This is a genomic window from Streptococcus sanguinis, assembly GCF_019928825.1.
GTDB classification, from domain to species: Bacteria; Bacillota; Bacilli; order Lactobacillales; family Streptococcaceae; genus Streptococcus; species Streptococcus sanguinis_L.
The window spans coordinates 389,942-410,611 of the sequence record NZ_JAHZOP010000001.1 but is presented as its reverse complement, the minus strand read 5'-3'; the positions used below and the strand labels follow the sequence as shown (position 1 = coordinate 410,611).

Annotated in this window: 22 protein-coding genes, 1 pseudogene and 1 other annotated feature; of the genes and pseudogenes, 12 read left to right on the top strand and 11 right to left on the bottom strand. The window is 39.6% G+C overall.

What is annotated here, in order from left to right; translation table 11 throughout:
• Nucleotides 1–2 precede the first annotated feature (2 nt).
• From K1J09_RS02040 to K1J09_RS02020, 5 genes are all read left to right on the top strand, one after another.
• Nucleotides 3–809, top strand: a complete 807-nt coding sequence (locus K1J09_RS02040) for an ABC transporter permease (protein WP_223322470.1) — start codon at nucleotides 3–5, stop codon at nucleotides 807–809.
• Complete coding sequence (locus K1J09_RS02035) at nucleotides 809–2,014, top strand: ABC transporter ATP-binding protein (protein ID WP_223322471.1); 1,206 nt, start codon at nucleotides 809–811, stop codon at nucleotides 2,012–2,014. Before K1J09_RS02040 ends, K1J09_RS02035 begins: the two co-directional genes overlap by 1 nt.
• 16 nt (nucleotides 2,015–2,030) lie before the next feature.
• Entirely contained in the window at nucleotides 2,031–3,701 is a 1,671-nt protein-coding gene (locus K1J09_RS02030) for a rhamnan synthesis F family protein (RefSeq protein ID WP_223322472.1), read from the top strand.
• Nucleotides 3,702–3,758: 57 nt separating this feature from the next.
• On the top strand, nucleotides 3,759–6,227 hold the full coding sequence (locus K1J09_RS02025) for an LTA synthase family protein (protein WP_223322473.1): 2,469 nt from the start codon (nucleotides 3,759–3,761) through the stop codon (nucleotides 6,225–6,227).
• A 79-nt stretch (nucleotides 6,228–6,306) separates the two neighbouring features.
• Entirely contained in the window at nucleotides 6,307–6,795 is a 489-nt protein-coding gene (locus K1J09_RS02020; RefSeq protein WP_125331722.1) for an EbsA family protein, read from the top strand.
• Here the strand turns inward: K1J09_RS02020 and K1J09_RS02015 are convergent.
• On the bottom strand, nucleotides 6,792–6,989 hold the full coding sequence (locus K1J09_RS02015; RefSeq protein WP_295345912.1) for a ferredoxin: 198 nt from the start codon (nucleotides 6,987–6,989) through the stop codon (nucleotides 6,792–6,794). The genes K1J09_RS02020 and K1J09_RS02015 overlap by 4 nt on opposite strands.
• 45 nt (nucleotides 6,990–7,034) lie before the next feature.
• Between K1J09_RS02015 and K1J09_RS02010 the strand changes: the two genes are divergently transcribed.
• The 6 genes from K1J09_RS02010 to K1J09_RS01985 all read left to right on the top strand — a co-directional run bounded on the left by K1J09_RS02010 (nucleotide 7,035) and on the right by K1J09_RS01985 (nucleotide 10,185).
• Nucleotides 7,035–7,472 carry an SAG1386/EF1546 family surface-associated protein gene (locus tag K1J09_RS02010; protein ID WP_125331720.1) on the top strand — a complete coding sequence of 146 codons (438 nt, stop codon included), beginning with the start codon at nucleotides 7,035–7,037 and terminating at the stop codon, nucleotides 7,470–7,472.
• Between the two features lie 9 nt (nucleotides 7,473–7,481).
• Nucleotides 7,482–8,159, top strand: coding sequence for a (d)CMP kinase (cmk, locus tag K1J09_RS02005; RefSeq protein WP_125331718.1), 678 nt, complete (start codon nucleotides 7,482–7,484; stop codon nucleotides 8,157–8,159).
• Between the two features lie 26 nt (nucleotides 8,160–8,185).
• Nucleotides 8,186–8,316: a sequence feature (ribosomal protein L20 leader region), on the top strand.
• A gap of 16 nt (nucleotides 8,317–8,332) precedes the next feature.
• Entirely contained in the window at nucleotides 8,333–8,863 is a 531-nt protein-coding gene (gene infC / locus K1J09_RS02000; RefSeq protein WP_002895037.1) for a translation initiation factor IF-3, read from the top strand.
• A gap of 33 nt (nucleotides 8,864–8,896) precedes the next feature.
• Nucleotides 8,897–9,097, top strand: coding sequence for a 50S ribosomal protein L35 (rpmI, locus tag K1J09_RS01995; protein WP_002895038.1), 201 nt, complete (start codon nucleotides 8,897–8,899; stop codon nucleotides 9,095–9,097).
• Nucleotides 9,098–9,141: 44 nt separating this feature from the next.
• Nucleotides 9,142–9,501 carry a 50S ribosomal protein L20 gene (rplT, locus tag K1J09_RS01990; protein WP_125331716.1) on the top strand — a complete coding sequence of 120 codons (360 nt, stop codon included), beginning with the start codon at nucleotides 9,142–9,144 and terminating at the stop codon, nucleotides 9,499–9,501.
• 216 nt (nucleotides 9,502–9,717) lie between these two features.
• The gene (locus K1J09_RS01985; RefSeq protein WP_002895042.1) at nucleotides 9,718–10,185 is read left to right on the top strand and encodes a deoxycytidylate deaminase; all 468 of its coding nucleotides are present in this window, start codon (nucleotides 9,718–9,720) and stop codon (nucleotides 10,183–10,185) included.
• Nucleotides 10,186–10,449: 264 nt separating this feature from the next.
• Here K1J09_RS01985 and K1J09_RS01980 read toward each other — a convergent pair whose 3' ends face one another.
• The 4 genes from K1J09_RS01980 to K1J09_RS01960 all read right to left on the bottom strand — a co-directional run bounded on the left by K1J09_RS01980 (nucleotide 10,450) and on the right by K1J09_RS01960 (nucleotide 13,062).
• A complete protein-coding gene (locus K1J09_RS01980; RefSeq protein WP_001291561.1) occupies nucleotides 10,450–11,667 on the bottom strand; it encodes a tyrosine-type recombinase/integrase in 1,218 nt (405 codons plus the stop codon).
• An 81-nt stretch (nucleotides 11,668–11,748) separates the two neighbouring features.
• Complete coding sequence (locus K1J09_RS01975) at nucleotides 11,749–11,952, bottom strand: excisionase (protein WP_000814511.1); 204 nt, start codon at nucleotides 11,950–11,952, stop codon at nucleotides 11,749–11,751.
• 460 nt (nucleotides 11,953–12,412) lie between these two features.
• Nucleotides 12,413–12,643 carry a helix-turn-helix domain-containing protein gene (locus K1J09_RS01965; protein WP_000857133.1) on the bottom strand — a complete coding sequence of 77 codons (231 nt, stop codon included), beginning with the start codon at nucleotides 12,641–12,643 and terminating at the stop codon, nucleotides 12,413–12,415.
• On the bottom strand, nucleotides 12,640–13,062 hold the full coding sequence (locus K1J09_RS01960) for a sigma-70 family RNA polymerase sigma factor (protein ID WP_000804885.1): 423 nt from the start codon (nucleotides 13,060–13,062) through the stop codon (nucleotides 12,640–12,642). Before K1J09_RS01960 ends, K1J09_RS01965 begins: the two co-directional genes overlap by 4 nt.
• Before the next feature lie 504 nt (nucleotides 13,063–13,566).
• On the opposite strand from K1J09_RS01960, the gene K1J09_RS01955 reads away from it, so the two are divergent.
• Complete coding sequence (locus tag K1J09_RS01955; protein ID WP_001227347.1) at nucleotides 13,567–13,920, top strand: helix-turn-helix transcriptional regulator; 354 nt, start codon at nucleotides 13,567–13,569, stop codon at nucleotides 13,918–13,920.
• A 59-nt stretch (nucleotides 13,921–13,979) separates the two neighbouring features.
• On the opposite strand, the gene K1J09_RS01950 is transcribed toward K1J09_RS01955, so the two are convergent.
• The 6 genes and pseudogenes from K1J09_RS01950 to K1J09_RS01920 form a co-directional block, all read right to left on the bottom strand.
• Nucleotides 13,980–14,165 carry a cysteine-rich KTR domain-containing protein gene (locus tag K1J09_RS01950; RefSeq protein ID WP_011058338.1) on the bottom strand — a complete coding sequence of 62 codons (186 nt, stop codon included), beginning with the start codon at nucleotides 14,163–14,165 and terminating at the stop codon, nucleotides 13,980–13,982.
• Nucleotides 14,166–14,265: 100 nt separating this feature from the next.
• Complete coding sequence (gene tet(M), locus K1J09_RS01945; protein WP_002414694.1) at nucleotides 14,266–16,185, bottom strand: tetracycline resistance ribosomal protection protein Tet(M); 1,920 nt, start codon at nucleotides 16,183–16,185, stop codon at nucleotides 14,266–14,268.
• A 15-nt stretch (nucleotides 16,186–16,200) separates the two neighbouring features.
• Nucleotides 16,201–16,248 (bottom strand): annotated as a pseudogene (locus K1J09_RS11860) (hypothetical protein); the annotation flags it as partial.
• 313 nt (nucleotides 16,249–16,561) lie between these two features.
• Complete coding sequence (locus tag K1J09_RS01930; protein WP_001224320.1) at nucleotides 16,562–17,497, bottom strand: conjugal transfer protein; 936 nt, start codon at nucleotides 17,495–17,497, stop codon at nucleotides 16,562–16,564.
• A complete protein-coding gene (locus tag K1J09_RS01925) occupies nucleotides 17,494–18,495 on the bottom strand; it encodes a bifunctional lytic transglycosylase/C40 family peptidase (protein ID WP_000769868.1) in 1,002 nt (333 codons plus the stop codon). Before K1J09_RS01925 ends, K1J09_RS01930 begins: the two co-directional genes overlap by 4 nt.
• Nucleotides 18,492–20,669: a CD3337/EF1877 family mobilome membrane protein gene (locus tag K1J09_RS01920; RefSeq protein ID WP_000804748.1), complete on the bottom strand. Its 2,178-nt coding sequence runs from the start codon at nucleotides 20,667–20,669 to the stop codon at nucleotides 18,492–18,494. The genes K1J09_RS01925 and K1J09_RS01920 overlap by 4 nt, the downstream gene beginning before the upstream one ends.
• Between the last annotated feature and the right edge of the window lies 1 nt (nucleotide 20,670).

Sequence of the window (20,670 nt, the reverse complement as noted above, 5' to 3'; positions counted from 1 at the left end):
TCATGGATTTTTTTAGTAAAAAAAATCGAATTCTTTTGAAAGAATTAATCAAGACGGATTTTAAGTTGCGTTATCAAGGGTCCTTGGTCGGCTATCTCTGGTCGATTTTGAAGCCGTTGATGATGTTTACTATTATGTATCTGGTTTTTGTTCGCTTTTTACGCTTTGACGATCAAACTCCCCACTATACTGTAGGACTGTTGATGGGGATGGTTTTCTGGTCTTTCTTTACCGAAGCTACTAATATGGGCATGCTTTCCATCGTTTCTCGGGGAGATTTGCTGCGTAAATTAAACTTTCCTAAACATACCATCGTCATTTCATCCGTTCTTGGAGCAGCTATTAATTTTCTGATTAATCTGGTCGTTGTTTTCCTTTTCGCCTTGATCAATCAGGTGGAATTTGGCTTGCATACGCTAGTGATTATTCCTCTTTTTCTGGAGGTATTGGTCTTGGCAATGGGCTGCGCCCTCATGCTGTCTTCCTTGTTTGTAAAGTATCGGGATATTGGACCGATTTGGGAAGTGGCTCTTCAAGCTGGAATGTATGCCAGCCCCATTATCTATTCTCTGAACTTCCTTTTGAAAGGTAAAAACATTTTTGTTGCCAAAATAATGATGCTCAATCCGATTGCCCAGATGCTGCAGGACATGCGCCATTTCATCGTTTCTCCTGTCAATGTCAGAGGCTGGGATATCGTGAACAACAAACTAATCGCCCTTATTCCTTATATGATTCCTTTTGTGATATTGGCTCTAGGTTTGTTCTTCTTTAATAAAAATGCTAAGAGATTTGCGGAGATTTTATAATGTCAAATAATATTGCAGTAAAAGTCGACCATGTAAGTAAATTCTTTCGATTGCCTACTGAGGCTACTCAGAGTTTGAGAACCAGTCTGGTCAATCGTTTTAAGGGGATCAAAGGTTACAAAGAACAGCATGTTTTGAAAGATATTTCCTTTGAGGTCGAAAAAGGTGACTTCTACGGGATTGTCGGCCGTAATGGCTCTGGTAAGTCCACCCTCCTTAAAATTATCTCTGAGATTTATATTCCGGAGAAGGGCAAGGTAACTATTGACGGTAAGTTGGTTTCCTTTATTGAGCTAGGTGTCGGTTTCAATCCAGAACTAACTGGCCGCGAAAATGTCTATATGAATGGTGCCATGCTGGGATTCTCAACAGAAGAAGTAGACGCCATGTATGATGATATCGTGGAGTTTGCTGAGCTGGGCGAGTTTATGAACCAAAAGCTCAAGAACTACTCCAGCGGTATGCAGGTGCGTCTGGCCTTTTCTGTGGCCATCAAGGCTCAGGGGGATATTCTGATTTTGGACGAGGTCTTGGCTGTCGGGGACGAAGCCTTTCAGCGTAAGTGTAATGACTACTTCAAAGATCGCAAGGAATCAGGCAAGACGACCATTCTGGTAACCCATGACATGGGAGCTGTTAAAAAATATTGTAATAAGGCTGTCTTGATTGAAAATGGCTTGGTCAAGGCTATCGGCAATCCAGATGATGTGGCCAACCAGTACAGTCTGGACAATGCGACTGAAACAAAAGCCATGAACGAAGATTTCCAGGTTGAGAATGCAGCGGTTTCTGATTTGAAGGTTAAGCTCTTGCATTCGCCTCAGATTTCACCTGAACAAGAGATTGAATTTGAAATTTCTTATCAGGTAAATCAAGACCTTCCGACCTATGTTTCCTTTTCTCTGACAGATATCGATCGAACTATCTGGCTTTACAATGATAATTCCATGGATCAGCCAACAGAAGGACCTGGACAGAAGCGCTTGACTTACAAGTGCCATGTGTCACAGATAAATAATGCAAAGTTAAAACTGCAGGTTTCGGTACGGGATCAGGAAGAACAAATTCTAGCCTTTGCAGACTCTCAGAACAACCCAGTTATCTTAGTCAATCGTCAGGATATTAAGGATGACGATGTCTCTGCTAAGGATTCTGCCACTGGCTTAATCCAGCGTAATGGCAGTTGGAAGATTTCTCAATCATAAAGAATAAGGTATTTTCATGGAACGAATATTACTCTATGTTCATTTCAATAAATGCAATCATATAAGCGGTCATGTCTTCTATCAATTGGAGCAGCTAAAGCCGCTTTTTTCTAAGATTCTTTTTATTTCAAATAGTCCTTTGAGCTATGAGGACAAATGCCGGCTGAGAGAAGACTTGGGCATTTCTGACTTGCTTGAGCGGGATAATCGAGGCTTTGATTTTGCAGCCTGGCGTGATGGCATGAACTGGCTGGGTTTTGACACTTTGCAGAACTCAGACTCTCTGACTCTCATGAACGACACTTGCTTTGGTCCGCTATGGGATTTGGCATCGATTTATCAGCGTTTTGAAGAGGATTCGCAAGTCGATTTTTGGGGAATGACTAATTTTCGCAAGACCAGGTACTTTGAAGAACACCTGCAGAGCTACTTTGTCACCTTTAAGCAGTCAGTTCTCAAAGACAAGGTTTTTCATGAATTTTGGTCGCAGGTAGAAGATTTTACTGACGTTCAAGATGTGATAGACCATTACGAGACCAAGTTTACCAAGTGTTTTATAGATGCTGGCTTCAGATATCAAGCTCTCCTTGATACCCGTCAGGAAGCAGCAGGAGAATTGGTTCATCCAGACTTTTCCTACTATAAGCCACTTAAGATTCTGGAAGCGAAGGTCCCTTTTCTAAAGGTCAAGGCTCTTACGGGCAATCCTTTTTTGGCTAGGTATTTGCTGGAAGAACTTGAAACCAACTCATCCTATCCGACTTTGCTTATTAGGGAACATCTTTTCTATCATTTTGGTCCGGATCTTCCTTGTTTACTAGAGGGCAAGTATTTGTCCCAGTCAACTTCGAACTATCGTACAGATCAGCCTGTCCTCCTGTATATTCATGTAACGGATTTTCCTATTTTTCAGCAGTATCAGGACAAGCTATTCTCTCTATCGTCTCAGTATCAGTATTTAGTGACAACAAATCAGCCAGAAGTGCTGAAACAGCTGCAGACAGCTCTGGGTCATCTGGGCAATAAAGTACAGATTATCCTAAGTCAGAAATCGCATGCTTGGCTTACCATGCTGGAGCAGAAGAAAATTCTGCAAAACTATGCTTATATCGGCCATCTATCTACTCATCGATTGGTGGAGAATCAGGCAGTTTTTGACCAAGCTATGCGCTCTGATTTGATAAATATGATGGTGGATTATGCGGATGCAAGTATAGAAGCGCTAGCGCAGGAGTCTGCTGTAGGTCTGGTTATTCCGGATTTGCCGCGCCTAGTCAGAGACGGCTTGTTTGAGTCAGAACCGCCGCGTCCAAGGCTGGCTGCTGTCTGGCAGGAAGCTGGTTTGCATAAGTCTTTTGACTTTATGACTCCCTCTTCTTTAACGAGGGTCTATGGCGGTTTCTTATGGTTCAAATATTCTGCTTTGGCTAGTGTGTTCCAGATGAAGAGCTTGGAAAGCTTGTCATCCTCTGAGCAGGAGCTGTCTGATGTTTTAGAGCATTTATTGGTGTATCTAGCTTGGGACAGTCATTACGATTTCAAGATTATGCCCTTATCTTCCCTCCCCTCTTTACTGGACTGGCAGAGGAAAAGGGAAGAATTGGCCGAGCAAAAAGAAAAATTAAGTCAGAAAAATTTATCTCAAAAGATACGAAATCGTTTGTCCAATCTTTTAAAGAAAAAGTGAGATTCTTAATTCACAAAAAATCTCGCTAGAGAATATAACTATTTACCAGAAAGAAAAATGAAATTTTTACTCAATCACTATAAGCAGTTCTCATACCTGCTGATTAGTTTTTTACTTCTAGATATAGTCGCTGTTACGACGGTTTTATTGTTGGAGGAAGGCGAGGATTTGCGGAATTATCCAGCCTTGTGGCTGGCCTTTCTGATGCTGCTTCCTCTTTTGTTTGGCTTGGGTAAGCTTTTGTCTCAGCTCTTCAGCAAAAGATTCTTACAATGGTCAGCTATTATTTACGCTCTTTATACTGGATTTTCTTATTTGCTGACAGTAACGCAGCATGTCAATGATTTTGAGTTCAAAGCAGATCGAGTTTTCAGCAATCATTTTTGGCAGCTTAACTCCCTGCCTGGCTTGCTTTTGATTTTCTTATTTGCTTATATTTTTATTCATTTTCCAAAGCTTAAAAAACGCTTCCCAGGTAAGTTTTTGCAGGTTACCAAGAAAAATAGAGAGGTATTGGAAAATCTTTTTCTATCTCAGCTCTTCCTATTTCTTGCTTTTATGGACGATAAGATGCCGGAATTGCTGCATCACCAAAGCTATTTAGTGAATTTCCTTGAGGAAGGCAAGTTGGAAATAACGCAGAACTTTATGCTAACTTTCCTCTGCCTTATCGCACTTATCTTTATCCTGCTTTCTTTCCCAAGCTTTCTAGCTGTTAAGGGATTGCGCGATCTCGCTCAGAATAAAGCCAGTGTTTCTGTTGCTTTTGTGTTGAGTGCAGTGTTTGCTCTTGTCTTTAATTACACCATTCAAAATACTATCCGTGGAGATGTGGTTGTTTTAGAGAGGTATCTTTTTACCGGAGCCAGTCTTTTTCAAATCATCGTTTTTTTCATGATTTTTATGGCTCTTTACCTAATTTTCAATCATTTTCTCCTGCCAACCATGCTGATAACAGCGCTAGTGGTGATTGCCACCATAGCTAGCAGTCTGAAATTCCAGTATCGCCAAGAGCCGATTTTGCCTAGCGATATGGTCTGGCTGAGAAATCCCAAGACCCTCTTTGACTTTCTCGGAGGCAATTATGGATTTTATGCTATCTTGGGACTAGTTGCTTTAGGCGCTCTCTATTGGTATTTGCGTAAGAAAATCTTGCCAGGCAAGCTCATTACCGTTCTTAAATACCAACTTCTCTTGCTAGTCCTGCCCCTGGTCTTTTTCTTGGGAGTCATGGATATATTTGCCACTAAAAAGAATGGCAAAATAGTAGAGAATATTCCAGTTATTTCGGTCTTGAATAATTACCATGACCTGACTTGGATGGGAAATACTGTCAATTCACAGATGCGCTCCCTTTCCTTTGTCTGGTTTTCACAGATGTCGGATACAACCATGACTGAGCCACGTGGCTATTCCAAAGCAAAGATTCAAGAGATAGAAAAGAAATACAAGGGAATTGCTGAAGCTATTAACAAAGACCGCCAGAATAAAATCGAAGATCAAACTGTCATTTACCTCCTCAGTGAAAGCTTTTCTGACCCTGCTCGGGTTGACGGTGTAACTATGTCTGAGAATCCAATTCCTTATATCCAGGAAGTTAAAACTCGCACCACTAGTGGACTTATGAAGTCAGACGGCTATGGTGGAGGAACGGCCAACATGGAATTTCAAACCCTGACTGGTTTGCCTTTTTATAATCTGTCTCCATCTATTTCGGTTCTCTATACTGAAATTGTCCCGAGGATGAATAGATTCCCTTCCATTAGTGATGCTTATTCATCTAAGAATCGAACAGTAATCCATCTGGCTTCTCCTAGCAATTATGCCAGAAATGTCATTTACCAGGATTTGGGATTTGATACCTTTATTCACTATGGTACCAAAGGCTTGAAAGGTGATAATATAGGTGGTAATTACAGCGATCAAACGACTTATAATCAAGTCTTGGAGCATTTGAATGGCAAGCAGGGACAGTTTTTCTCTGTCATGACCATGCAGAACCACATGCCTTGGAGTGAGCCCAATCCTGTCTACATGTCTGCCAGCTATCCTGACTTTAGCAAGGAAGGGAACGAATCTCTTTCCAGCTATGTCAGAATGCTTTACCATACAGATCAGGCGACCAAGGATTTTCTTGAGAAGCTTTCAAAGGTAGATAAAAAGGTAACAGTCGTCTTTTATGGCGATCATCTGCCAGGTCTCTATCCTCAGTCAGCCTTTAAAGAAGATCCAGAAAGCCAATATCTGACAGATTATTTCGTTTGGAGCAATTATGAAACTCCTAAACTTGATTATCCAAGAGTCAATTCTAGTGATTTCTCCGCTCTCTTACTGGAGCAGACAAATTCCAAAGTATCACCTTACTATGCTTTATTAACAGAAGTATTGCATAAGGCTAGTGTAGATAAAAAGGAATTGGACGAAGAAGCACAGGAAATAGCAGATGATTTGAAACTGATTGAGTATGATATGGTCAGAGGCAAGGGCTATTTGTCTGATAGCTTCTTTAAGACAGCAAAATCATAAATAAAAAAATAGAATAGGCAAGTCTACCTGTTCTATTTTTTCTTAATTTATGCTAAACTAGTAGTATGGGGGTGTGAGCATGATAAAGATTTTTGGTAAGGTTCGCTATCACTGGCAGCCAGATGTAGCTATCCTGATAATATATTGGTCTTTATCGGTCATTCCGATTTTTGTTGGCCTGGCTTTGATGTATGAAAGCTCACGAGTGCCGACTCTTGTTCTGTTTTCTTTCTTCTTGTTCATGGTTTTGTTGGGAATGGGAGTTCATCGTTATTTTACCATTTATGACGATGGAACCTTGCGAATTATCACAGCTAATCCCTTTACTCCGATAAAGGTCAAGATTTCAGATATTGAAAAAGTCGAAGTGACCAAGACGTCAATTACCTTATATTTTAAAGTGCAGAGCCGCAGCCGGAGTTTTTGTATGCGCAAGTGGCCTAAGAAATATTTTGTCAACGCCCTGGCCCTGAATGAGCATTTTAAGGGTGAGGTAGAATTAGTAGATAATTTTACCCATATTGACTATTTTGAAGCTTACTATGGCAGTCAGTCCAAAAAATCCTAGTCTTTCAAAAGAGCTCGGGTTGGGCAGTTTTTGATGGCTTCCACGACATCGGGATCCTCAGCGATTTCCTTTTCTAGGAGCTGGTCGTCCTGGTAAAATTTGACGATGCCATTGTCATGATAGTCAAAAAGATCTGAGTAGGTTTGACAAAGCCCGCAGGCAATGCACCGTTCGGGAATGAGTGTTACTTTCATACCCATATTGTAATAAGATTTTAAGAAAAACTCAAGGAGGAAGTCATGGAAAAAGAACCATGGGAAGAAGATGTATACGATAACGGAGAAGAAAAGTTGAAACGAACTAAGAAGTTTAGCGCTTTGAATGCAGACCGCTTGTTGACCATATTAACCATTATTTTCTGTATTTTAGTGGTTGCGGTGGTGTGCTTCTTGACCTATCTTTCTACTGGAGGAAGTAATAGACAGACCCAAATGGAAGGTTTCTACGGCACTTCAGCAGCAAGTTCCAGCAGTGAAGCGTCTTCTACAGCAGAGCAGCCAGCGGCAAATACTACAGAATCATCTGAGGGGACTCTGACTGTCCAGCCTGGTGAAGGTGAGGCAGCCATTGCGGCGCGTGCAGGTATTTCCATTGCCAAGCTTGAACAGCTTAACCCTTCTCATATGTCCACTGGTTCTTGGTATGCCAATCCAGGTGACGTTGTGAAGATTGAGTAGGAGTCAGCCATGAAACAGATTCAAATTGCGATTGACGGTCCTGCTTCCAGTGGAAAATCGACCGTAGCCAAGATTATTGCTAAGGATTTTGGCTATACTTATTTAGATACAGGAGCCATGTATCGGGCTGCAACCTATTTGGCTCTGCGGCATCATCTGACGGAAGCAGATGCCACTGAAATTGTAGACTTGCTCAATAATCATTCGGTCAGTTTTGGTCGGGCGGAAGATGGCGAGCAGTTGGTCTTTGTCGGAGATGTAGATGTCACCCACCCAATTCGGGAAAATGAAGTCACCAATAATGTTTCCTGGGTATCTGCCATTCCTCAAGTCCGTGAGAAACTGGTTGCCTTGCAGCAGCAAATTGCAGCTCAGGGAGGGATTGTCATGGATGGCCGTGATATTGGAACGGTTGTCTTGCCTCAGGCTGAGCTCAAGATTTATCTGGTAGCTTCGGTTGAAGAAAGAGCTGAGCGCCGTTACAAGGAAAATCTATCTAAAGGCATTCCAGCTGACTTGGAGAAACTGAAAGAAGAAATTGCAGAGCGGGACTATAAGGACAGTCATCGTGAGGTTTCGCCGTTGAAACCGGCAGACGATGCCATTCATTTTGATACCACGGGTGTTGGCATTTCCGAAGTTGTTGCATTTATCGAAGAAAAAGCGAAAAAAATCATTGACAAATAAAATGAAACTTGGTATGATAGTAGAGTTGAGAAAAGCAGAAGTGAGAACTTCTCGCCTTGCGACTAACGTTGTCTGGCTCTACAGGATTCAGTTTCAGAAATGAAATACTATCATGTAGTGCGGGTTTGCGTTAGCAGGTCCGCACTTGTTTTTCTCTAAAAATAAAAAAAGAGGTGAAAACCATAGCAAAACAAGACTTATTCATCAATGATGAAATTCGTGTGCGTGAAGTTCGCTTGATCGGTCTTGACGGCGAACAGTTAGGTATTAAACCGCTGAGCGAAGCGCAGTCTCTTGCGGATGAAGCAAATGTCGATTTGGTCCTGATTCAGCCACAAGCTAAACCACCTGTTGCAAAAATTATGGACTATGGCAAGTTCAAATTTGAGTACCAGAAAAAACAAAAAGAACAACGCAAGAAACAAAGTGTTGTTACTGTCAAGGAAGTACGTCTCAGTCCAACTATTGACAAGGGAGACTTTGACACTAAACTTCGCAACGCACGCAAGTTCCTTGAAAAAGGAAATAAAATAAAGGTATCTATCCGTTTCAAAGGTCGGATGATTACCCACAAAGAAATTGGGGCTAAAGTTTTAGCAGATTTTGCTGAAGCGACTCAGGATGTTGCTATCATTGAGCAAAAGCCTAAGATGGATGGACGTCAGATGTTCATGCAGATGGCGCCAATTCCTGACAAAAAATAGATTGTCAGAAAGATAGAAAAAGGAGAAAACATTATGCCAAAACAAAAAACACACCGCGCATCAGCTAAACGTTTCAAACGTACAGGTTCTGGTGGCTTGAAACGTTTCCGTGCTTACACTTCTCACCGTTTCCACGGAAAGACTAAGAAACAACGCCGTCATCTTCGCAAAGCAGGAATGGTGCATGCAGGAGATTTCAAGCGTATCAAAGCAATGCTTACAGGTCTGAAATAAGAGCTGCTGTAACGATTATCTAGGAAATATTGGAGGAAATATAAATGGCACGTGTTAAAGGTGGCGTTGTATCACGCAAACGCCGTAAACGTATTTTAAAATTAGCTAAAGGTTACTATGGAGCAAAACATATCTTGTTCCGTACTGCAAAAGAGCAAGTAATGAACTCTTACTACTATGCATACCGTGACCGTCGTCAGAAAAAACGTGATTTCCGCAAACTTTGGATCACTCGTATCAATGCGGCAGCTCGTTTGAACGGACTTTCATACTCACAATTGATGCATGGTTTGAAGTTGGCTGAAATCGAAGTGAACCGTAAAATGTTGGCTGACTTGGCTGTTAACGATGCAGCAGCTTTCACAACTCTTGCAGACGCAGCTAAAGCTAAGCTTGGTAAATAATTAAAAAAAGAACCGAGGATTTCCTTGGTTCTTTTTTATAACTTTTAATGAAAAGTATGAAGAGAGAAACAGCCTGTCATTCTACTTATAGTATAGATAAAAGCTTGTTACTGATAAGACAGCTTTCATGGTAAAGCTAGTTAAAAATAGGGATTTGCGATATAATAGAAAAAACAGACGTTTATGTAAATAAAAAATCAGTAGAATGGAGAAATTATGTCAGAGAATCGTTTGGCTTGGGATCAGTATTTTGCGGCTCAGGCTCTCTTAATCGCTAATCGCTCAACCTGTAAGCGAGCCAAGGTTGGCGCTGTATTGGTCAAGGATAATAAGGTTATTTCAACTGGTTACAATGGCTCAGTTTCAGGGACTGAGCACTGTATTGACCATGAGTGCTTGGTCATTGACGGTCACTGCGTACGGACCTTGCATGCTGAGGTCAATGCCATCTTGCAAGGAGCCGAGCGGGGAGTTCCCAAGGGCTTTACGGCTTATGTGACACATTTTCCCTGTCTCAACTGTACCAAGCAACTGCTTCAGGTCGGCTGCAAAAGAGTGGTCTATATCAACCAATATCGCATAGATGACTATGCTCAGTATCTCTACAAGGAAAAAGAAGTGGAATTGGTTCATTTGCCGCTGGATGATGTCAAGAAAGCTATTGCTCAGACAGATTTGGTTTAGTGTACTTTAAATTTTTAAGATTAGTAGTCTAATTATTCCAAGTAAATCTACATAATAAAGCTATAGTTTCTGATTATAGCTTTTTCTTTGAAACAAAGTATAAATTTCTAATTATCTTTTTATATTTTCTTAAATGCTCGTAAAGCCTTATTCTATGTGCTTTCGAGTATTTTTACTGTAGGAAGATACTTCACGTTTCTTTGCATATTTCCTCATGTCTTAGCTGTCAGAAGTGGTAAATAAGTAGTAAATTCATTTGTACTACTAAGCAACAAGACGCTCCTGTTGCTTCTCTTTATTCAAGCGTTTCATTTCTGCCATTGCAGAATCGAATGTTGCATGTGCGTAATAGTTCAGCGTCATGGCTATATTAGCATGTCCCATAATGTACTGTAATGCCTTTGGATTCATTCCTGCATTTGCATAGTTGGTACAGAATGTATGTCGCAAACTATGTGGAGTGATGTGTGGCAATTTATCCTCGTTATACTTATTGTATTTCTTAACAAGACCTTTCATCATGCCGTTGTAATCACTTGCCACTTTTGGATAGTTCTTTCTATTAAGAAAGAGGAAATCACTATATCCATCAATCTCAACACGCTTATCATTCTTTCGATTCGCTAACACTCGCTTAAATGCTTGATAGGCTTCTTCAACCATAGGAACTTGACGTTCGCCACTTTTGGTCTTTGGTGTTTCAATGTAGTACCCAATTTCAGTATCTCTCAATAGCTGATGGTCTATATTGACAAGACGATTCTCAAAATCTAAATCTGGAAGTGTCAAACCACCAAACTCTGAAATACGAAGACCTGTTTTTAAGAGTATCAGAATTTCATCATAATTTTTGCTGTAGGTTTTATCAGCTTTTGCAAAGGCTAACAGTTTTTCTTCCTGTTCTTCTGTTAGTACGGTCTTAGGGACAGTATCATCATCAAGAACTGCTTTCAGTTGAAAGTCAAATGGATTCTTCCGAACACAATCATCTTGTATAGCAATATAGAATGAAGCCTTTAAAGAACGTTTGTAGTTATTGATGGTTTGATAAGCATAACCATTTTCACTCATTCTAATAGCCCATTCTTTAGCGTCTGATGGCTTAATACTGTCAATACTTCTTACACCTAACTTGTCTTTCTTCAAAATATCCATAAGATATTTGCGTCCAGTTTCAGTGTTTTTTCTAACCTTTGGTCTTTGAGCGTTCTGTTTTGCGTAAAGCTGGCAGAGTGTCATTTTCTTTCCTACAACATCAATACCATCATGAATGTCTTTCTGTAACTCTGCGATTTTCTCTCTAAGTGAGATACAATCACGCTTTCCTGCTGGTACTCGGTCTGTAGCCACAAGTTTCCACGAGTAAACAAATTGCGGTTCTCCAAATGAATCTATATATTTGTATAAGTATCTTCCGTCTTTTCGTTGGCTCTCTCCAGTCTTTAAGATTCGACCTTTATTGTCACGTCTTTTTTCTGACATGGCATTTGCTCCTTTCCTTTATGGAAAGAGCCTTGATACGACTTAATACTATTTTATCATATACAAGACCCTTTGGCGACGCTAGATTGCGTCCAATGTATCTATAATTTTTTCAAATTGTTTTCGTTTAATCTGAATACGATTGCCATTCATAATCAGCCAATTTGCATTTTTATTTTCCTCTGCCAAGCGTCGTAGCTTGTTTTCGCCAATACGAAAATATTTTGACGCTTCTTCAATGGTTAGGGTATAACGTTCCCAAATAGGAATGTCAGTCTGCTTCATAAAATCCTCCTTTCCAAATCACTTATTTGGATTTCATAAAAGTTGTTTTACCAGCAATCGAACAGCTTTAGCAAAGCTCACGGGAGTTCCACCCCTGCATGGTTCTCATGTAGCCATACTCATTGCCTGCGACGGTTTTATCACGCTCGGACTATTGACTGTATGGGAGTATCATTATCACGATAAGAATGTCGTTGCAGGCAATCCTGCTAAAGATTGCTTCTCGGATCACTAACATGAATCGCTCGCTATCTTTATAAGATAGGTCATGGCGGTTAGTTCCGTTGGCTCTTTTCTTATCGAAACGTATTCGATTACTTTTATTCAGTTTTCAAAGAACAATGGCTCGTTAGCCTATCAAAACACATTGAAAGCTCAATATGCTTTGGTGGAATAACAAACCTCCCTGTTCGGGAAGCGTGGAATGGTTTAGCACGCTTCCACGAAAGGAGAGAGGATATTACTTAATTTCAAATGACAAAATCTTTGTAATCAGTCTGGTTTCCATTCTTCCACGTAAGACTTCATCAACGACCATACTTTGATTGCCATATTCATCTTTCATAAGTCGTAGGGAACGCTTCGTTATGTACCCTCTGTAATGATGTAGAATCTGGTTAATCGCTTCGGTATCGCCATCTGTTGCCTTTACAATGAGAGGAAAGGGAATCATAGGATATTGTGTTTTCATTCTTCAAATTCCTCCATAAACTTTTTAATTAAGGCTAGTCCACTGGTTCTATGCCGATAGACAGTAGAACGGTTCAATTTCAACAGGTCTGCAATTTCTGAATCGCTCATGTCCATAAAGTAAAACAGCAGTAGAATTTCACGTTTCTTGTCTGGCAACTCACGTAATGCTTCACTCAACAAATCATTTTCAACGCCTACTGATAACCCATTGAGTGTAAAAATCTGAAAGTCAGTTGAATAGTTATCTGTTGTCGCAAACTGGCTAACAAGATAATCGCCAACATCCGAAAAGGACACCTCACGCTTTGCAATCCTTGAAAGATAAAGCATATAATTCTTTCGCTCGTCTTCCATAGCACGTTTACAGATATAGTCAAACTGATTTTCTATTGTGGTCTGAAAAGAAGATGGTTTCATGTTTCTCACCCCCTTTCTGTCTAGGAAAGGAAGTGAGCCTTGCTCGTTTATCTCCTTTCACTCTTAGTCCCAATGTGAAAGGGGGATTTGTTGCATTACTGATAAATAAACTTTGTAAAAAAGTTCTGAATAGCCAAAAAAGCATATAAACAGATTTATTTCTCTGTTTACATGCTTCTGTTATTCTATCTATATGATTTATAAAACCACATTGGTGGACGTACTTATCTATTGCAGATAGACGACTTTTTTTGACAAGAACCCAATGTAAGGAAATTTATTGTATATGATGTACTTCATGGCGACGTTGACCTCCAACAAACCGCCATTTGGAAGTAATATACAATATTTTAACAGCGTAAATAGCACTACCATATAACGGTTTTTTTTATTGGCGTTTAGTAGTGCTTTTTATTAAATATAAACCTATAAACCATATAACACGTTTTTCTATACCTGTTTTTAATTCAGTAGGAACAATAAAATGTATAGAGGTGGTCTACTATGCGTAAAAAAGAAGATAAATATGATTTTAGAGCCTTTGGTTTAGCCATTAAAGAAGCTCGATTGAAACGAGGTTTAACTCGTGAACAAGTGGGAGCATTGATTGAAATTGACCCACGGTACTTAACTAATATTGAAAATAAAGGGCAACACCCCAGCATACAAGTTCTTTATGACCTTGTATCGTTACTTCATGTTTCCGTTGATGAATTTTTCTTACCTGCTAATAACTTGGTAAAAAGCACCCGACGATTACAGATAGAGAAATACATGGATAGCTTTACAGACAAAGAACTATCCTTAATGGAATCTTTAGCCAGCGGTATCAACGAAGCAAGAAACATCGAAGACTAATTAAAAGAATCCATACATAACGGAAAGAGCCGATAAAATGAGATTGTATTAATCTCATTTTATCGGCTCTGCGTCTTTGCGTCTGGCTCTGTAATCACAGTTACTTTGAACTGCTTTATTTCAATTAAATTTTCTTGTCTGCATTTCGGACAATAGAGGGGGAATTTTTTTAATTCAGTATCTTCCCTTATCTTTAATCGTGTTTTATTTCCACATACAGGACACAATATCCACTTGTAGTTTATAATAACTATCTCCTCCTTTACACTTTAATTCAAATCTTTATTAAAAAATATTTCATCTTATTTAACAAGAAACCATATTTATATAACAACATAAAATACACTAAGTTATTTTATTGAACATATATCGTACTTTATCTATCCGACTATTTGGACGACGGGGCTGGCAAACAGGTTCACCGGTAGTAACATGGTACCCTTTTAACTCTGTTAAACAAACACTACGTCCATTTGTAAAGAAAGTTAAATCACTACGATATTCTTGAATACACCGAGCAGGGATTTCTCCACTAAGAATGACCTCATTATTTTTCAATTGAGTGTCTACGATGTTCGCACAATATTTAGGAGCATCGTTGTATGCTCGTGAAAGATATTCCTGTGGCGCATAAATTTTAAAACTAAGATATGGCTCTAACAATTCTGTTCCAGCTTTTTTTAAGACTTGTTCCAATACAATAGGAGCAAGCATCCGAAAATCTGCTGGGGTACTAACAGGGCTATAGTATAAGCCATACTTAAAACAGATTTTACAGTCCGTCACATTCCAACCATACAATCCTTGTTCACAGCCATAGCGTATCCCCTCCATAACTGCATTTTGAAACGATTGATTTAAGTATCCAAGAGAAACCGAGCTCTCATACTGTACTCCGCTCCCTAATGGAAGCGGTGCTACAGATAGACCAATGGAAGCCCAGAAAGGATTCGGTGGAACTTCGATGTGAATGGTATACTCTGCTTTTTTTAACGGTCTTTCCATATAAATGACTGTAGGCTCTTTTATTTCTATCTCCACATGATACTTTTCTTGCAGCAGAGCACAAGTCACTTCCATTTGTACTTTCCCTAAGAAAGAAAGTATGATTTCATGTGTCGCAGAATCCACATAATATCGCAGAAGCGGGTCACTGTCGGAGATTTCTAAAAGTGCATCAAGTAACATTTCCCTTTGTTGAGGTTTGCTCGGTTCAACAGTCGTTTGCAGCAGAGGGAGGGGATTTTCAATTCTCTCTCTCTGTGGCAATAGCTTTGTATCTCCAAGAACACTATTTAACTTCAAAAACTCATTCTGCAAAATAACAATTTCCCCGGAATAAGCCTTATCGATTTTACATAATTCACCATTTATTGAAGTATACATTTCTGTAATTTTTATTTTTTCCTTTTCCGATATTCTAACCGAATCTCGCAAATGCAGTACGCCACTATAAAGACGTATATATGCAAGACGCTGTCTTTTTTCCGAATACTCAATTTTGAAAACTTTTCCGCAAAGTTCAGACTGACCTCGATGTGTTGATGAATAAAATTTATTCGTAATCACTTCTATAAGGTTATCAATCCCTATATTGTTTTTTGCACTTCCGTGATAAACAGGGAACAGGGAACAATTATGAAATCTTATGCTTTCCTCTTGTTCGAGTTCTAATGCTTCCAATAATTTCCCAGACGTATATTTCTCCAAAAGGTAATCATTTCCTTCTATTACCATATCCCATTGTTCAGATTCGGTAAAGTTCATTACACGCATATTAGGATGCAGTTCTACCTTCTGTTTGATTACAATTTCCGCAGAAAGTTTCTCTTTAATATCCTGATAAACCGTTGATAAATCAATTCCATTTTGGTCAATCTTATTGATAAAAAAGATTGTGGGAATACCTATTTTCCTAAGTGCATGAAACAATATACGAGTTTGTGCTTGTACGCCATCTTTTGCAGAAATCAGTAGAATTGCCCCATCTAATACTGATAATGAACGATATACTTCTGCTAAAAAATCCATATGTCCTGGCGTGTCTATGATGTTTATCTTAGTATTTTTCCACTGAAAAGAGGTTATCGCCGTCTGAATTGTAATTCCTCTCTGACGTTCTAAAAGCGTATTATCCGTTTTCGTTGTACCTCTGTCCACGCTTCCTAATTCTGTAATCGCTCCACTGTTATATAATAAGCTTTCTGTTAAGGTAGTTTTTCCCGCATCAACATGAGCTAAAACTCCAATATTAATAATTTTCATGTGATTTTCCTCCATTCAAAAGCCCAAAAGGGCATAAAAATCCCAGTGATAAATACTCTTATCACTGGGATTTTTATGCATAACCATAGGCATACAAAGCATACAGATATTCTCCGGATACTTTAGAATCACATGATAAAGGTATTCTTAAACTGGGTACAAAAAACTAAGCCCTCCTAAAAAAGGACATCCAATTATTTGTTCCCACTATCAAATTGACAGTTTATTTAAGAATACCTTGCCGCATATTTATTAACTCCTTTTAAATAGATACTTAAATAATAGCACGTAAGAGCATATTTGTAAAGGAATCTCCAATTTTTTATCAAAGAGAGTACGTGATTACAAAATAGCTGTAATAATGTACCAATATTTGTTATTCTATAATCTTCCAATTACTCCCGTTCTTTTCAAGTACCAAATCAAATTGAGATACCTGCGTTGCTTTGGTCTGCTGGTCGATATACTCCACTGTCAGCGATACCGTGACTTGATTATCCTTACGATTGTGAATAGGATTTACCAGTTCTTGAAAGATGTACTCTTTTCCGATTGGTTTTAATATCCCGTCATTCACATAGTAGGAAAGTTCACTGGCTGTCGCTGTAGGATAGAGCTTGAAGAACGTCGTTAAAAACTCATTGATTTCATTGGTTGTAATGGAATCAACCGTCCCCTCACTTTCAATGGCTTTTGGTTTATAACTTGATTTCTTAGGTATGTTGGTAATGGTCGGATTCTTAACCAGTACCATATTTCCAGAACCATCTACATAGACACTCACTATATAAGCAGAGTGGACGGTCTTTGTATTTTCTCCCTCTGTAATGAGCTGGTCTACACTGTAGGTTACATTAAACTCATTGTCGCCAGTTGGCTCTACCGTCCATATCTGAAATCCTCTTACAGAAGACGATACAGGAATATCTTTGCGTACTGTATCAACATTGAGAGCTTGAAGTTCATCTGTCAGATAGCCTTTTAGACTTTCCATTCGATTATCAATGGACTTATCGGATTGCTCCCATGAATAGTAGACTTTCGCAAAGTTCTCTACAAAATTTTCTACATGATGAGTATCAACGTATTCCTTTTCTATGATAGTTGTTTCGTGAATAGTATGAGTATCTATAGCTGTAAAGTGCTTGAATATCGCAAAGCTGAAACTAAGCCCTAAAAGTACCCACAAGGCAATCACAACCTTTTTATGAGGATTGACCTTATAGTAGACACGAGGTTTCTTTTCCTTTGGTATCTGTTTTTCTTTATTCTGATTTTTTCTAAATTTCATCATTAAATCTTCCTTTCTCATTGTTTGATTCGTCCTGCTCCCACTAAATGCTGTTGCCAGTAGGGGCTTGTTAAGTCGGCATAACCGATTGGGTCGCCTGCATGAAACATACGGTTATTGCCAAGGTATATCCCAACATGAGTAATATAAGAGCCAGCGTTATAGGTAGAATGAAAGAAAACCAAATCGCCAGCTTGTGCTTCCGATAGTGGGATATGCTGGGTCACATCATATTGCTGTTGTGCGGTTCGTGGTAAGTTAATTCCAGCTTTTCCATACGTCCATTGTGTCAGTCCGCTACAATCAAAAGAAGTAGTCGGGGAAGCTCCACCGTAAACGTATCGCCAGCCCTCATATTTCAGTGCTTCGTCCATGATGGCTTGTACCGTATCATCATCAAACTCTGTTGTGACAAGATACTGCGTTACCAGTTGCACATAAAACATATTGCCATAGTTGTATCGCCAGCCCCCATTGATAGGTATGGCTATGGGATTGGGGTAAGACACTTTTTCGCCACCTGAATACTCTTTTGAGAAACTTTGAGCCAGTTCAAAGGTATATTTATTTCCACGATTAGCCACATACCCTAAGAAACCACCACCATAATTGTAGGACTGGATAACCGATTCTAAATCTACACTGAGCCTTTCGCTACTGGCTAATAATTCACTGAAATACTTCACACCTTGCTTAATGGATTCTTCTGTACTCAATGAATTAGGTGGAAGACCGAGGGATTCCGAGGACTGCATAACATCTTCCGCAGTACCGCCCGATTCCACCTGTATAATCGCAAGAAGTATGTTGACATATTCTTCAACGCCATATTCTTTGGCATATTTTTCTACCATAGGCTTATGAGCCAGCACTTCTGCGGAAACATTCACACCTCCATAATGAATATTGGAAATTCCGCTGTCCTGTTCATCTGAAAATAAAATGGCAACAAACAGAAGCAGTGAGAAGACCATCAAGAATAATCCAGAACCACCAATCACTAAAGTTTTCAACTTCATGGTTTCTTACCGACTTTCTTAATGGTGGCGGTTTTGATTGGTGGTCTACTTCTTGTATTTTGTAGTGGTACTCTTTGAACAGTAGACGGACGTTCTTTTGTGATTGGACGTTGTGAAGTTCTATCTGCTGTAGTGGTTGAAGTTGCTGGCTTTTGAACGGTTTTTTCTTGAACGGTATTGCCTTGGCGTTCCACTTTTGGACTTGAAAAATCGGACTTAACTGCTGGACGCTCTTGTTTGGCTTGTTGAGATTCCTTATATGAAGTCTGAATATTAGACTGTTTTGAGGTCTGTTCATCATGATATTGTTCTTGTCTTGTAGTCGGTCTTTCATGAACAGAAGAAGCAGGCTGTTTTTTCTGTTTGACCTGTTCCATTTCAGAGCGACGCTTCGCAATGGTTTTTCGCCTTTGTTCCTGCTGTTCCTTGCGTCCACTGGCTCTGTCCGCTTTGGTTTGAGAAATACTACTGGTTAAATCACGGACATTCTCTTTTACTTTGGATTTTCCTTGATATACTGCATATCTTGCATTGGTCGGCAAATCTTTAACCTGTTCTTTCAAACCACTAGCAGTGTCTACCATTCTGTCTTTGGTATCAGCTACTGTACCGATGGTTTGACCGATACGTTTTCCAAGTGTTGATTTTTCCTTTCCGTCTGGTCGGGAGTGATCTGCTTGTGTCCTTGCAGAACTCCCCGAACCCGACTGTCCTTTTTTACCTGTAACAATGGCAGACCCAGCCCCTAGAGTAGTCATGGAACGTCCAAGTTTCCGCTGTAGACGGTGCATGTGAGCGTGCATAAGCATACGAGGTTTTCTCATCACACGACTTCCCACACTTTGAGAATCGTTACTCTGTAGAGAAAACATACTCATTAAATCGCCCAGCTTGAAGTAGATTCCTGCAAAGGTCACAATCTGTAGAAAAGCAATCAAAAAGAACGGATAACCAGCCGATAAGGTATAGAGCATGGTTGAAATACTAAATGCTGTCGTAATAATCAATGTGATTCCAGCTCGTGTCAAAATGGTATTAAAGAGCTTTGTTATGGCTCGTTTTGACATACCATCAAATGATGGAATCATGCTTAAAATAAAGCTCACAGGCAGAAACATAGCATAGATGATAAAAAGTACCTGCGAGAAAATCATGATTCCTGTTAATAGGAATACAAATATGGAAATCCCAATATTGAAGACAAATAGGAAGAAGACTGTACCTAAACGGTTAATGGTCTTTGTAATGGTTAGATTGGTATTGCTTCTGTCTTCAATTTCTTCCGCAACAATTTTTTCTCTGTCTTCGCCATTGTTGGAATCTGGGCTGGTGGAGAGCAGGCTTTCCACACGGTCAATACCGATACTTTCAATGTCTGAACTGTTGTATTGAAGCAGTAGCCACGGTTGCTGAACCTGTATGGAAAACAGGCTATCTCTGATTAAGTCCACGCTGTCCTTGCCTTGACTATCGGAATGGGGCATGACAATCTTCGTGCCAAGTGATAAACTGGCATTACTGATGTCTGATGAAAAGTCATTGATTTTTTTAATGTAGTCGGGAGCGTAGGCAATAAAGGAAGCCGATAGGATAAACACCAGCACAAAATTCATAATGGCATGAATTGCCTTTGTGGTTTCTCTCTTTATCAGTCCTGTATAGGCAACATAAACCCCAAGAACCAAAATCAAGAGTAAGAGGAATCCAACATAGAAACCCTCTGTTGAAAATCCGTTTGCACTCACACCAGCTAAGGTCTGCATATTCTTACCAATGGAATCTGCTGTAGCGGAAATGAAGTCTAAGGAATAGGCTTCCTGTACTAAGTAACCTGTCGCATTGGAAACATACAAACTGATTGTCCAAATAAAATTGGTAATGGCATATAGTCCATACATGACCTGTTTTCCAATCCCGTCCGACCAGTTCCACGGAAGCCAGCCCCAGCTATTATCCACATAAAAATCCAGTTGATAGTTTTCAAGTGGGTATCGGCTGTATTCATTTGCCACATTGACCGTATCATCTACCAAGCCCGCAGCTTGAACCACCGTTCCCAGCATGGCTAAAAGAAAAATGGCAATCACAAGTGTGAAAGCCACTGTCATTGCCACTTTACCTAGACGTTTCAGCGTCCAGTTTGATTTTATTCTGTTTACTATTGATGGTTTCACA

Excerpts from the sequence above, each read along its gene's own strand:
- K1J09_RS01960 (WP_000804885.1), bottom strand. The coding sequence starts at position 13,062 with ATGAAACCATCTTCTTTTCAGACCACAATAGAAAATCAGTTTGACTAT.
- K1J09_RS02020 (WP_125331722.1), top strand. The coding sequence starts at position 6,307 with ATGATAAAGATTTTTGGTAAGGTTCGCTATCACTGGCAGCCAGATGTA.
- K1J09_RS01965 (WP_000857133.1), bottom strand. The coding sequence starts at position 12,643 with ATGAAAACACAATATCCTATGATTCCCTTTCCTCTCATTGTAAAGGCA.
- K1J09_RS02010 (WP_125331720.1), top strand. The coding sequence starts at position 7,035 with ATGGAAAAAGAACCATGGGAAGAAGATGTATACGATAACGGAGAAGAA.
- K1J09_RS01930 (WP_001224320.1), bottom strand. The coding sequence starts at position 17,497 with ATGAGAAAGGAAGATTTAATGATGAAATTTAGAAAAAATCAGAATAAA.
- K1J09_RS02030 (WP_223322472.1), top strand. The coding sequence starts at position 2,031 with ATGGAACGAATATTACTCTATGTTCATTTCAATAAATGCAATCATATA.
- cmk (WP_125331718.1), top strand. The coding sequence starts at position 7,482 with ATGAAACAGATTCAAATTGCGATTGACGGTCCTGCTTCCAGTGGAAAA.
- K1J09_RS01980 (WP_001291561.1), bottom strand. The coding sequence starts at position 11,667 with ATGTCAGAAAAAAGACGTGACAATAAAGGTCGAATCTTAAAGACTGGA.
- K1J09_RS01955 (WP_001227347.1), top strand. The coding sequence starts at position 13,567 with ATGCGTAAAAAAGAAGATAAATATGATTTTAGAGCCTTTGGTTTAGCC.
- K1J09_RS02015 (WP_295345912.1), bottom strand. The coding sequence starts at position 6,989 with ATGAAAGTAACACTCATTCCCGAACGGTGCATTGCCTGCGGGCTTTGT.
- K1J09_RS02025 (WP_223322473.1), top strand. The coding sequence starts at position 3,759 with ATGAAATTTTTACTCAATCACTATAAGCAGTTCTCATACCTGCTGATT.
- K1J09_RS01985 (WP_002895042.1), top strand. The coding sequence starts at position 9,718 with ATGTCAGAGAATCGTTTGGCTTGGGATCAGTATTTTGCGGCTCAGGCT.
- K1J09_RS02035 (WP_223322471.1), top strand. The coding sequence starts at position 809 with ATGTCAAATAATATTGCAGTAAAAGTCGACCATGTAAGTAAATTCTTT.
- rplT (WP_125331716.1), top strand. The coding sequence starts at position 9,142 with ATGGCACGTGTTAAAGGTGGCGTTGTATCACGCAAACGCCGTAAACGT.
- rpmI (WP_002895038.1), top strand. The coding sequence starts at position 8,897 with ATGCCAAAACAAAAAACACACCGCGCATCAGCTAAACGTTTCAAACGT.
- K1J09_RS01975 (WP_000814511.1), bottom strand. The coding sequence starts at position 11,952 with ATGAAGCAGACTGACATTCCTATTTGGGAACGTTATACCCTAACCATT.
- K1J09_RS01925 (WP_000769868.1), bottom strand. The coding sequence starts at position 18,495 with ATGAAGTTGAAAACTTTAGTGATTGGTGGTTCTGGATTATTCTTGATG.
- K1J09_RS02040 (WP_223322470.1), top strand. The coding sequence starts at position 3 with ATGGATTTTTTTAGTAAAAAAAATCGAATTCTTTTGAAAGAATTAATC.